Source organism: Roseateles sp. 22389 (genome assembly GCF_052044995.1).
Classification (GTDB): domain Bacteria; phylum Pseudomonadota; class Gammaproteobacteria; order Burkholderiales; family Burkholderiaceae_C; genus Roseateles.
In genome coordinates this window covers 25986-38043 of the sequence record NZ_JBQEOF010000028.1, presented here as the reverse complement: position 1 = coordinate 38043, position 12058 = coordinate 25986, and the positions used below count along the sequence as shown (strand labels likewise).

Below are 12058 nucleotides of genomic sequence, written 5' to 3'. Positions count from 1 at the left end.
GCGCGATAGCCCGGCACCGGCCGGCCGGTCGCGCCCGGCCGCGCGGTCTCCTCGGTGTGCGAGATGAAGATGTGCAGCAGCTCGGTCGCGCCGATGCCGTCGATCAGCTCGATGCCGGTGGCGTCCTTCCACAGCTGCCGCGTCGCCGCGGGCAGCGCCTCGCCCGCGCTGACGCACTTGCGCAGCGACGACAGGTCGTGAGATGCCGCCTGCGCCGCCATCGCGCGGTAGGAGGTCGGCGCGGTGAAGCACACCGTCGCGCGATGCTTCGCGATCACGGGCAGCAGCACGTCGGGCGAGGCCTTCTCCAGCAGCACCGTCGACGCGCCGACGCTGAGCGGGAACAGCACCAGCCCGCCCAGGCCGAAGGTGAAGGCCAGCGGTGGACTGCCGATGAACACGTCATCGGCGTTCGCGCGCAGGCAGTGCACCGGCCAGCAGCGGCAGATCGCGATCACGTCGCGATGGAAGTGCATCGTGCCCTTGGGCTGGCCCGTCGTGCCGGAGGTGAACGCGATCAGCGCGCAGTCGTCGGACGCGGTGTCGACGTTGTCGAAGCGCTCGGATTGGCGCTCGGCCAGGGCCTCCAGGCCCTCGGCCGCCTCGCTGCGGAACAGGCAGACCCGCGCCAGCACCGGGCATTGCGCCCGCGCCGTCTCCAGTTCTGCGGCCAGCGCCGCGTCGCACAGCGCATGCGAGATGCGCGCCTTCTCGATGACCTGGCCCAGTTCCTTGGCGCGCAGCAGCGGCATCGTCGCCACCGCGATCGCGCCGGCCTTCATCACCGCGAACCAGCAGGCCGCCATCTGCGGCGTGTTGGCGCCGCGCAGCAGCACGCGGTTTCCCGGCACCACGCCCATCTCGTTCACCAGCACGTTGGCGATGCGGTTGGCCTGCGCCTGCAGCTCGGCATAGGTCCAGCGCAACTCGCCGCCGCGCCCGTCGCCGCCGATCACGCAGGCGCGATCGCCCTGCCCCTGCTCGACCCAGCGATCCAGCAGCTCATGCGCGCAGTTCATCCGCTCCGGGAATCGCAGCGCCGGCAGGTCGAAGACCAGCTCCGGCCACTGGTCCGGCGGCGGCAGGTGGTCGCGGGCGAAGGTGTCCAGGTGGGCGCTGCGGTGCATGAGGAAGTCCTTATCCGTTCTTCAACAGGTCTCGTCCGATGATCAGCTGCTGGACCTCGCTGGCGCCCTCGTAGATGCGCAGCGCACGGATCTCGCGGTAGAGCGACTCGACGATCTCGCCGCGCCGCACGCCGCGCCCGCCATGCAGCTGCACCGCCGCGTCGATGACGCGCTGCGCGCCTTCGGTGGCCATCAGCTTGGCCATCGCGGCCTCGCGGGTGATGGTGCGGCCCTGGTCGCGCTCCCAGGCCGCGCGGTAGACCAGCAACGCGCTGCTGTCGACGGTGCAGGCCATGTCGGCCAGCTTGGCCTGCGTCAGCGGCAGGTCGGCCAGCGTCGCGCCGAACATCGCGCGCTCCTTGGACTGCGACAGCCCTTCCTCCAGCGCGCGGCGGGCGAAGCCCAGCGCCGCGGCGGCCACCGAGGTGCGGAACACATCCAGCGTGCGCATCGCCACCTTGAAGCCTTCGCCCGGCGCGCCGACCATCGCAGACTTCGGCACGCGGCAGCGCGTGAACCGCAGCGTCGCCAGCGGGTGCGGCGCGATCACGTCGATGCGCTCGGCGATCTCGAAGCCGGGAAGTCCGGCGTCGACGATGAAGGCGCTGATGCCACGCGAGCCAGGCGCTTCGCCAGTGCGCGCGAAGACCACGTAGAAATCGGCGATGCCGCCGTTCGAGATCCAGGTCTTCTGGCCGTCGAGCACGTAGTGGTCGCCGTCCTCGCGCGCGGCGCACTGCATCGCGGCGACATCGGACCCCGCCTCCGGCTCGGAGAGCGCGAAGGCCGCCAGCGCTTCACCGCGCGCGACGCGCGGCAGGTAGGCCTCGCGCTGCGCTGGCGTGCCCATCAGCGAGATCGCGCCCGAGCCCAGCCCCTGCATCGCGAAGGCGAAGTCCGCCAGCCCGTCGTGGCGCGCCAGCGTCTCACGCAGCAGGCAGATCGCGCGGGTGTCGATGGCCTCGCCCTCGCCGGCCACCGCATGCGTCAGCCAGCCACCGGCGCCGAGTGCCTTCACCAGTGCCTTGCAGCTCGCGTCCACGTCCTCGTGATCGACCGCCCCATGGGCGAGGTGCGTCGCGCACCACGCGTCGAGCTCGCTGGCGAGCGCGCGATGCCGGTCCTCGAAGAACGGCCAGTCCAGGTGCTTCAGGTGATTCATGCCGTCCTCAATCGCCCTTGAATTCGGGGCGCTGCTTGGCGACGAACGCGTGGTACGCGCGGTGGAAGTCCTGCGTCATCATGCAGATCGCCTGGGCTTGCGCCTCGGCCTCGATGGCCTCGTCGACGCCCATCGTCCATTCCTGATGCAGCATCCGCTTGGTCATCGCATGCGCGAAGTTGGGGCCGGCAGCGATCTCTGCGGCCCAGGCCACCGCTTGGGCTTCCAGCGCGTCCGGCTCGGCCACGCGGTTGAGGAAGCCCCACTGCAGCGCCTCTTCACCGCCCAGGCTGCGGCCGGTGTAGAGCAGGTCCGACGCGCGGCCCTGGCCGACGATGCGCGGCAGCAGCGCGCAGGCGCCCATGTCGCAACCGGCCAGGCCGACGCGCGTGAACAGGAAGGCCGTCTTGCTGCGCGCGGTGCCGACGCGCAGGTCCGAGGCCATCGCCATGATCGCGCCGGCACCGGCGCACACGCCGTCGATGGCGGCCACGACCGGCTGCGGGCAGGCCCGCATCGCCTTGACCAGGTCGCCGGTCATGCGCGTGAACGCGAGCAGGTCCGGCATCGACATCGCCGTCAGCGGGCCGATGATCTCGTGCACGTCGCCGCCGGAGCAGAAGTTGCCGCCCGCGCCCTGCACGACGATCGCGTTCACCTCGTCGACATAGGCCAGCGTGCGGAACAGGTCGCGCAGCTCGGCATAGGACTCGAAGGTCAGCGGGTTCTTGCGCTCGGGACGGTTCAGCGTGATCACGCCGACCTCGCCCTCCTGCCGCCACGCGAAGTGGCGGGGCTCGAAGCCCTTCAGGCTGCGCCGGTTGCCGCTGATGAGGTGTTGATCCATCGATTCGTGCTCCTTGATTCGTTCACTGGCGCCGATGCGCCGCATCGGCCACCGGCCTGTCCATCGCTCCGCGCCGCGTGGCGCCATGGCCTGCATCCGCCGCTCATCGGCGCGCGGCGTCCAGCTGCGCGAGGTGGCCCTTCAGCCCCGCGAGCAGCGCGTACACCTGGGTCTTCTCCTCCGGCGACCAGCCGGCCAGCAGCTCGACGATCCAGCCCTCGTGCGTCGCCGCCATGCGCTTGAACTGGCGCCGCCCGGCCGGCGTCAGCCGCACGGTGACGCTGCGCCGGTCCGACGGATGCGGCTCGCGCACGACCAGCCCCTCGGCCTCGAGCTGGTCGGTGATGCCGGTGACGTTGCCGCCGGTGACCATCAGCCGCTGGGACAGCTCGCGCATCGTCAGACCGTCGGGGCTGCGCTCCAGCTGCGCCAGCAGGTCGAAGCGCGGCAGCGTCGTGCCGAAGTCGTTGCGCAGGCGCTGGCGGATCTGGTCCTCGATGCGCGTCGTGCAGGCCAGCAGGCGCAGCCACAGGCGCAGCGCCTGGTGGTCGCCATCGTGCAGGCGCGACTCCAGGTCAGGCACGAGCTCGGGGTCTAGGTCCTCGTCGCTGTCGCGCATCACATCACCTCCCCGCCGGCGACCGCGATGGCCTGGCCGGTGATGGCTCCGCTGTCGCGCCGCGCCAGCCAGGCGACCGAGGCGGCGACCTCCGCCGGGTCCACCAGCCGCCCCTGCGGATTCACCGCCGCCAGCTCGGCCCGGGCTTGCTCCGGCGTGCGGCCGGTCTTGGCGACGATGGTGTCGATCGCGCCGGCCACGATGTCGGTCTCGGTGTAGCCGGGGCAGACCGCGTTGACGGTCACGCCCTTGCGCGCCGTCTCCAGCGCCAGCGCGCGCGTCAGACCGAGCACGCCATGCTTGGCCGCGCAGTAGGCCGCGACATAGGCGTAGCCCTTCAGCGCGGCGGTGCTGGCGACATTGACGATGCGGCCGAAGCGGCGCTCGGTCATCGCCGGCAGCACCTCGCGGCTGCACAGGAAGCTGCCAGTGAGGTTGACGTCGAGCAGTCGCCGCCAGGTCTCCAGCGAGGTCTTCGCGAACGGCGCGGTCTCGACCTGGCCGGCGTTGTTGACCAGCAGGTCGACCGGCCCGGCGGCCTTCACCGTCGCGGCGAAGGCCTGGCGCACGCTGGCCTCGTCGGCGACGTCGCAGACCTGCAGCTCGACCGACGGACCGCCGTCGACGCTCAGCCGGTCACGCTGCGCCTGCAGTCGGTCCAGCCGGCGCCCCATCAGCGTCACGCGCGCGCCGTCGGCGATCAGCGCCTGCGCGATCGCGGCGCCGATGCCGGAGCCGCCGCCGGTGACGACCGCATGCAGTCCTTCGAGGGGATACGGGTTGCTCATGCCGCCTGCCTGTCCATCGTTGCTCGAATGCCCATCGCTGCGCCGCGTCCCGCCGCTCAGACGCCGAGCGCCCGGTTGGCCTGTTCCTGCGCCGCGGCGCCGCCGCCCATCGCGCGCTGGCGTTCGAAGTCGCGTTCCATCTGGCTCTTGCCGGACAGGTACTGCACCGGCCAGTCCAGGCCCGGGCCGGACAGGTAGCCGATGCGCGCGGCCTCGGTCAGCGTCCACGCCGGATTGGCCAGGTGCGGACGCGCGACGGCGCACAGGTCGGCGCGCCCGGCCGCGATGATGCTGTTGACGTGGTCCGCCTCGGAGATCGCGCCCACCGCGATCGTGGCGATGCCGGCGCGGTTGCGCACGCTCTCGCTGAACGGCGTCTGCCACATGCGGCCGTAGACCGGCTTCTCGCGCTTGCTGACCTGGCCGGACGAGACATCGATCAGGTCGGCGCCCGCGGCCTTGAAGGCCTCCGCGATCGCGACCGCGTCTTCGGGCGTGGTGCCGCCGGGCACCCAGTCGTGCGCGGAGATGCGCACCGACATCGGCCGGTCCGCCGGCCAGACCGCCCGCATCGCGGCGAAGACCTCGAGCGGATAACGCAGCCGGTGCTCCAGCGTGCCGCCGTAGTCGTCGGTCCGTTGATTGGTCAGCGGCGACAGGAAGCTGGACAGCAGGTAGCCGTGCGCGCAGTGCAGCTCCAGCCAGTCGAAGCCGGCCTCGGCGGCACGCCGGGTAGCGGCGACGAAATCGGCCTTGACGCGGTCCATGTCGTCCCGCGTCATCGCGCGCGACCACTGGCTCACGCCCTCCAGGTACTGCTGCGGCGAGGCCGAGATCAGCGGCCAGTTGCCCTCATCCAGCGGCTGGTCGATGCCGTCCCAGGCCACGCGGGTCGAGCCCTTCGCGCCGGCATGGCCGAGCTGCATCGCGATCTTGGCGGTGGAGCTCGCATGCACATGGTCGACGATGCGCCGCCAGCCATCGCGCTGCGCGTCGTTCCACAGGCCGGGACATCCGGGCGTGATGCGGGCGTCGGGCGAGACGCAGGTCATCTCCGCGAAGACCAGGCCCGCGCCGCCCATGGCGCGGGCGCCCAGGTGCGCGAGGTGGTAGTCCGCCGGCTGGCCGTCGACGCAGGAGTACTGCGCCATCGGCGAGACGACGACCCGGTTCTTCAGCGTCGTGCCGCGCAGCGTGAACGGCGTGAACATCGGCGGCGCGGCGCGGTCCAGGCCCGAGCGGCGCGCCAGCCAAGCCTCGTATTCGCCGACATAACGCGCATCGCGCAGGCGCAGGTTCTCGTGCGAGATCCGCTGCGAGCGCGTCAGCAGCGAATACGCGAACTGCTCCGGCGCCAGGCGCGCGTGGCGGTCGACGTTCTCGAACCATTCGGTCGAATTGCGCGCCGCGTTCTGGATGCGCAGCACCTCGATCGAGCGCGTGGCTTCGTATTCGTCCAGCGCGGCGGGCAGGCTCTCCACGCCGCCACCGTGGCGTTCGATGTCGCGGGCCAGCGCGATCGCATCCTCCAGCGCGAGCTTGGTGCCCGAGCCGATCGAGAAATGCGCCGTGTGCGCCGCGTCGCCCATCAGCACCACCGGCGCGCGGCCGTTGTGATGCACCCAGCGCTTGCAGACCACGCGCGGGAAGCGAATCCACTGCGCCGATCCGCGCAGGTGCGCCGCGTTGGAGATCAGCGGATGGCCGTCCAGCACCTTGGCGAAGAGCCGCTCGCAGAAGGTGATGCCGTCCTCCTTGCTCATGTCCTCCAGGCCGGCGGCCTTCCACACCGGCTCGGGCGTCTCGACGATGAAGGTCGAGTGCGTCTCGTCGAAACGGTAGGCATGCGCCTGGAACCATCCCCATTCGGTCTTCTGGAAGTCGAAGGTGAAGGCGTCGAAGAGCTTGGTGGTGCCCAGCCAGACGAAGCGGCACTGCCGCAGGTCGATGTCGGGCTGATAGGTCGCCGCGTACTTCTGGCGCAGGCGGCTGTTGAGGCCGTCGGCCGCGATGATCAGGTCGGCATCGATGTCCGCGTCGTCGACGACCTCGGTCTCGTAGCGGATCGCGACGCCCAGTTGCTCGCAGCGATCGCGCAGGATGTCCAGCAGCTTGCGGCGGCCGATGCCGCAGAAGCCATGCCCGCCCGAGACCATGGTGCGGCCGTCGATGTGGACGGCGATGTCGTCCCAATGGTTGAAGGACTGCAGGATCTGCTCGGCGGTCCGGGGATCGGCCTCGCGCAGCGCCGCCAGCGTCTGGTCGGAGAACACCACGCCCCAACCGAAGGTGTCGCCGGCGCGGTTGCGCTCCAGCACCGTGACCTCATGGGCGGGATCCTGCCGCTTCATCAGCAAGGCGAAGTACAAGCCGGCGGGGCCGCCGCCGATGCAGGTGATGCGCATGTTTCCGAGACCCGCTCGCGCCGGCCGATGACTGCTTGACGGGAGCACTTTAGGCATTGATAGTTGAGGTGTCAACGATCTGGATAACCCTGAGCCCATCGGCGTCGTGAGGCCGGGCGGCTTGCGGAAACGATGCCGCCTTGTTGGAATTAACCGACACCACGGCCTCCGGCCCGGCGCTAAGGTGCGCGCCGTCGTGCCCAAGGCCGGCAGGAGCAACAGATGAAGTCAACACGCCCGTCCCTGTGGGACATCTCGCCGGTGGTGGCGCCCGACGCGCCGATCTTTCCCGGCGATGAGCCCTACGCGCTGAAGTGGACCGCCCGGCTGTCGCCGGAGTGCCCGGTGAACCTGAGCGCGATCACGATGTCCCCGCATGTCGGCGCGCATGCCGATGCCCCGCTGCATTACGCCGACGGCGTCGCGAGTGCGGCCGAGGTGGCGCTCGATCCCTACCTCGGCCCCTGCCGTGTGATCCATGCGATCGGCTGCGGCCCGCTGATCCGCGTCGAGCACCTCGCGCACGCCGCGCACGACCTCCCGCCACGCGTGCTGGTGCGCTGCAACGAGCGCGCCGAGACGGTCTGGAATCCCGAGTTCAGCGCCTACGCGCCGGAGACCGTCGAGTGGCTCGCGGCGCGCGGCGTGAAGCTGATCGGACTGGACACGCCCTCGGTCGATCCCGCCACCAGCAAGACGCTGGACAGCCACCAGCGCCTGCTGCGCCTGGACCTGCGCGTGCTCGAGAACCTGGTGCTCGACGACGTGCCCGAGGGCGACTATGAACTGATCGCGCTGCCGCTGAAGCTGGCCGGCGCCTGCGCTTCGCCGGTGCGCGCGGTGCTGCGCTCGCTGTGAGCGGGGCCGCCGATCCTCGCGCCGCCGCCATCCCCTTCCCTTCCACCTTCCCCTTGCATTGGTCTGGAACCCCCATGACGACAAGACAAGACTGCCTGGCCCTGGACGCCGCCGATCCGCTGGCGACGCTGAAGGACCAGTTCTCGCTGCCCGCGGGCACGCTCTACCTCGACGGCAATTCGCTCGGCGCGATGCCCAAGGCGACCGCGGCCCGCGTGCAGCAGGTCATCGCGGACGAGTGGGGCCGCGACCTGATCAAGAGCTGGAACACCGCGGGCTGGATGGACCTGCCCGGCCGCATCGGCGACAAGATCGGCCGGCTGATCGGCGCCGCGCCCGGCGAGACCATCGTCGCGGACTCGACCTCGCTCAACCTCTACAAGGTGCTGAGCGCGGCGCTGCGCATCGTCCAGGCCGATGACGCCGCGGGTCGCCGCACGATGATCGTGTCGGAGCGCAGCAACTTCCCGACCGACCTCTACATCGCCGAGAGCCTCGCGCAGCAGCACGGCATGACGCTGCACCTGGTCGATCAGGTCGACGAGATCCCCGCCCTGCTGAACGACCGGCTCGCGGTGCTGATGCTGACCGAGGTCAACTACCGCACCGGCCGCAAGCACGACATGAAGGCCGTCACCGCCGCGGCGCACGCCGCCGGCGCGCTGACCGTCTGGGACCTGGCGCATTCCGCCGGCGCGATCCCGGTCGACCTGAATGGCGCCGACGCCGACTTCGCCATCGGCTGCGGCTACAAGTACCTCAACGGCGGCCCCGGCGCGCCGGCCTTCGTCTGGGCGCATCCGCGCCACGCGGACCGCTTCTGGCAACCGCTGTCGGGCTGGCTGGGCCATGCGTCGCCGTTCCAGTTCACCTCGAACTACGCGCCCGCCGCCGGCATCAAGCGCTACATCTGCGGCACGCCGGCGATCCTGTCGACGGCGGCGCTCGAATGCGGCGTCGACACGCTGCTGGCGGCCGAGCCCTTCGGCGGCATGGGCGCGCTGCGCGAGAAGTCGATCGCGCTGACCGAGCTCTTCGCCCGCCTGGCCGAGGAGCGCTGCGGCGCGCAGGGCGTCCACGTCGTCTCGCCGCGTGAGGCCGCGCAGCGCGGCAGCCAGGTCTGCCTGGCGCTGAAGGCGCCGCTGCACGAGGCCGGCTACGCCGTCGTGCAGGCGCTGATCGAGCGCGGCGTGATCGGCGACTTCCGCGCCGGCGATCCCGCGCGGCTGGATCAGGTGCCGCACATCCTGCGCTTCGGCTTCACGCCGCTGTACATCGGCTTCGCAGACGTGTGGGACGCGGTCGAGCATCTGCACCAGGTGCTGGCCAGCGGCGAATGGCGCGAGGCGCGCTTCAACACCAAGGCGGCAGTGACATGAGTTGCCCGATGGGACACGGCACCGGCGCCGTCACGGGAACCGGCGCGGGCGACACCCCAGCGCCGGGCGGCGAAGCGATCGTGCGCGAGGAAGGCGCGCAGCTCGACTTCTCCAAGGACATGAGCTACGGCGACTACCTGCACCTGGACAAGGTGCTGAGCGCGCAGCATCCGCTCTCGCCCGACCACAACGAGATGCTCTTCATCGTCCAGCACCAGACCTCGGAGCTGTGGATGAAGCTGATGCTGCACGAGCTGCAAGGCGCGGTTGCCAACGTCGCCGCCGACCAGCTGCCCGAAGCCTTCAAGATGCTCGCGCGGGTATCGCGCATCATGGAGCAGCTGGTCCACGCGTGGGACGTGCTCGGCACGATGACGCCGCCGGAGTATTCGGCCATCCGGCCCTATCTCTCCAACAGCAGCGGCTTCCAGAGCGCGCAGTACCGGCGCATCGAGTTCATGCTCGGCAACAAGAACGCCGCGATGCTCAAGCCGCATGCGCATCGCGCCGACCTGCTGGCCCAGGTGCAGGCCGCCTATGAAGCGCCGTCGCTGTACGACGAGGTGCTGCGCCTGATGCAGCGCCGCGGCATCGCGGTGCCGGCCGCGCGCCTGGACCGCGACTGGACCCAGCCCTATGCCGCCGACGACGGCGTGAAGGCCGCCTGGCTGGAGGTCTACCGCGACCCCAAGGCGCACTGGGACCTGTACCAGATGGGCGAGGAACTGGTCGACCTCGAGGACGCCTTCCGGCTCTGGCGCTTCCGCCACGTCACGACGGTGGAGCGCGTCATCGGCTTCAAGCGCGGCACCGGCGGCACCGGCGGCGTCAGCTACCTGCGCAAGATGCTGGACGTGGTGCTGTTCCCCGAGCTCTGGGCACTGCGCACGGAACTCTGAGCGCACCGCCGCCGCGCCGGTGGAAGGAAGTCATGGGGGCCCCGCTTCTACAATCGGCGGCTTCGGCGCGCGGCTCACCCGGCCGCCGCGCTTCATGCCCGTCAACCCGTCGAGGCCCGCCATGGACACCCGCCTTTCCGAGATCAAGCTGCGCATCGCCAGGCTGCGCGACGCGCTGCGCAACGCCGGCGCCCACGCCATCCTGGTCCCCTCGGCCGACCCCCATCTCTCCGAATACCTGCCGCGCCGCTGGCAGGCGCGCGAGGTCCTCTCCGGCTTCACCGGCTCGATGGGCACGCTGGTCGTCACGCTCGACGACGCGCAGCTCTTCGCCGACAGCCGCTACTGGACGCAGGCCGAGCGCGAACTCGCCGGCAGCGGCATCGCGCTCTTCAAGATTCCCTCCGGCGCATCGGTGCAGCACATCAGCTGGCTGGCGGAACGCCTGCAGCCGGGCCAGACGCTGGTCGTCGACGGCCAGGTGCTGGGACTGGCGCTCGCGCAGCAGCTGCGCTCGGCGGTGGGCGCCAAGGGCGTGCGCATCGACACCACGCTCGACCTGATCGACCACGCCTGGGACGAGCGCCCCGGCCTGCCCGACGCCCCGATCTACGAGCACGCCGCGCCGCAGGCCACCATCGGCCGCGCCGACAAGCTGCGGCAGGTGCGCGAGGCGATGACGCGGCACGGCGTCACCCACCACCTGATCTCCAGCGTCGACGACGTCGCCTGGCTGTTCAACCTGCGCGGCTCGGACGTCAGCTACAACCCGGTGTTCCTGGCACACGCGCTGCTCGACGCCAACGGCGCGACCCTGTTCGTGCAGCCCGGCAAGATCGACGCCGCGCTCGCGCAGCGCCTGGCCGCCGATGGCGTGCGCATCGCCCCGTATGCCGACGCGCGCGCCACGCTCGGCGCCCTGCCCGCTGATGCCCGGGTGCTGATCGATCCGCGGCGCGTGACCCTGGGCCTGCGCGAGTCGCTGCCCACGACCGCCACCATCGTCGAGGCCATCAACCCCAGCACGCTGCTCAAGAGCCGCAAGAACGCCGCCGAGGCGCAATTCGTCCGCCAGGCGATGGAGCAGGACGGCGCAGCGATGTGCGCCTTCTATGCCTGGTTCGAGGCGGCCATGGCTCGCGGCGAAGCGATCTCCGAGCTCACCATCGACGAGCGCCTGAGCGCCGAGCGCGCCAGACGTCCGGGTTTCGTCGGCCTGTCCTTCCCGACCATCGCCGGCTTCAACGCCAACGGCGCGATGCCGCATTACCGCGCGACCGAGGAGGCCTTCGCGCCGATCGAAGGCGACGGCCTGCTACTGATCGACTCCGGCGCGCAGTACCTGGGCGGCACGACCGACATCACCCGCGTATGGCCGATCGGCCGCATCACCGACGACCACCGCCGCGACTACACGCTGGTGCTCAAGGGCACGATCGCGCTGTCGCGTGCCGCCTTCCCGCGCGGCACGCTCAGCCCGATGCTGGACGCCCTCGCCCGCGCCCCGCTGTGGGCCCATGGCCTGGACTACGGCCACGGCACCGGGCATGGCGTCGGTTACTTCATGAACGTGCATGAAGGCCCGCAAAGCATCTCCAAGGCCGTGCCCGACGCCAACATGGCGATGGAGCCCGGCATGATCACCTCGATCGAACCCGGCCTCTACCGCCCCGGCCAATGGGGGGTGCGGATCGAGAACCTGGTGCTGAACGTGTCCTTCGACACCCCCGAGAAGGGGCAGTTCGGCGAGATGCTGACCTTCGAGACGCTGACGCTGTGCCCGATCGACACCCGCTGCATCGCGGTGGCGCTGCTGTCGGATGACGAACTGGCCTGGCTGAACGCCTATCACGCCGAGGTCCGCCGCCGCCTGGCGCCGCTGGTCGAGGGCGAGGCGCTGGCCTGGCTGAACACCCGCACCGAGCCGCTGAACCGCTGAACCGCAGCTGCGCTGCTAATGGCGGCGCCGGTCGC

At 70.7% G+C, this 12058-nt stretch carries 10 protein-coding genes; 4 read left to right on the top strand and 6 right to left on the bottom strand.

The window, feature by feature from the left end; genetic code table 11:
* From ACTJKJ_RS25630 to ACTJKJ_RS25605, 6 genes are all read right to left on the bottom strand, one after another.
* A partial coding sequence (locus tag ACTJKJ_RS25630; RefSeq protein ID WP_440822977.1) for an AMP-binding protein occupies positions 1 to 1127 on the bottom strand: 1127 nt, incomplete at its 3' end.
* Between the two features lie 10 nt (positions 1128 to 1137).
* The gene (locus ACTJKJ_RS25625; protein WP_440822975.1) at positions 1138 to 2289 is read right to left on the bottom strand and encodes an acyl-CoA dehydrogenase family protein; all 1152 of its coding nucleotides are present in this window, start codon (positions 2287 to 2289) and stop codon (positions 1138 to 1140) included.
* 7 nt (positions 2290 to 2296) lie between these two features.
* The gene (locus tag ACTJKJ_RS25620) at positions 2297 to 3136 is read right to left on the bottom strand and encodes an enoyl-CoA hydratase family protein (RefSeq protein WP_440822973.1); all 840 of its coding nucleotides are present in this window, start codon (positions 3134 to 3136) and stop codon (positions 2297 to 2299) included.
* Positions 3137 to 3239: 103 nt separating this feature from the next.
* Complete coding sequence (locus ACTJKJ_RS25615) at positions 3240 to 3755, bottom strand: MarR family winged helix-turn-helix transcriptional regulator (RefSeq protein WP_440822971.1); 516 nt, start codon at positions 3753 to 3755, stop codon at positions 3240 to 3242.
* On the bottom strand, positions 3755 to 4543 hold the full coding sequence (locus tag ACTJKJ_RS25610; protein ID WP_440822969.1) for an SDR family NAD(P)-dependent oxidoreductase: 789 nt from the start codon (positions 4541 to 4543) through the stop codon (positions 3755 to 3757). Before ACTJKJ_RS25610 ends, ACTJKJ_RS25615 begins: the two co-directional genes overlap by 1 nt.
* 56 nt (positions 4544 to 4599) lie before the next feature.
* Positions 4600 to 6948, bottom strand: a complete 2349-nt coding sequence (locus ACTJKJ_RS25605; RefSeq protein WP_440822967.1) for a bifunctional salicylyl-CoA 5-hydroxylase/oxidoreductase — start codon at positions 6946 to 6948, stop codon at positions 4600 to 4602.
* Between the two features lie 222 nt (positions 6949 to 7170).
* Between ACTJKJ_RS25605 and kynB the strand changes: the two genes are divergently transcribed.
* From kynB to ACTJKJ_RS25585, 4 genes are all read left to right on the top strand, one after another.
* A complete protein-coding gene (gene kynB, locus ACTJKJ_RS25600; RefSeq protein ID WP_440822965.1) occupies positions 7171 to 7806 on the top strand; it encodes an arylformamidase in 636 nt (211 codons plus the stop codon).
* 74 nt (positions 7807 to 7880) lie between these two features.
* Entirely contained in the window at positions 7881 to 9185 is a 1305-nt protein-coding gene (kynU, locus tag ACTJKJ_RS25595; RefSeq protein ID WP_440822963.1) for a kynureninase, read from the top strand.
* The gene (kynA, locus tag ACTJKJ_RS25590; protein ID WP_440822961.1) at positions 9182 to 10084 is read left to right on the top strand and encodes a tryptophan 2,3-dioxygenase; all 903 of its coding nucleotides are present in this window, start codon (positions 9182 to 9184) and stop codon (positions 10082 to 10084) included. Before kynU ends, kynA begins: the two co-directional genes overlap by 4 nt.
* A 121-nt stretch (positions 10085 to 10205) precedes the next feature.
* Positions 10206 to 12023, top strand: coding sequence for an aminopeptidase P family protein (locus tag ACTJKJ_RS25585; RefSeq protein WP_440822959.1), 1818 nt, complete (start codon positions 10206 to 10208; stop codon positions 12021 to 12023).
* The last annotated feature ends 35 nt before the right edge of the window (positions 12024 to 12058 follow it).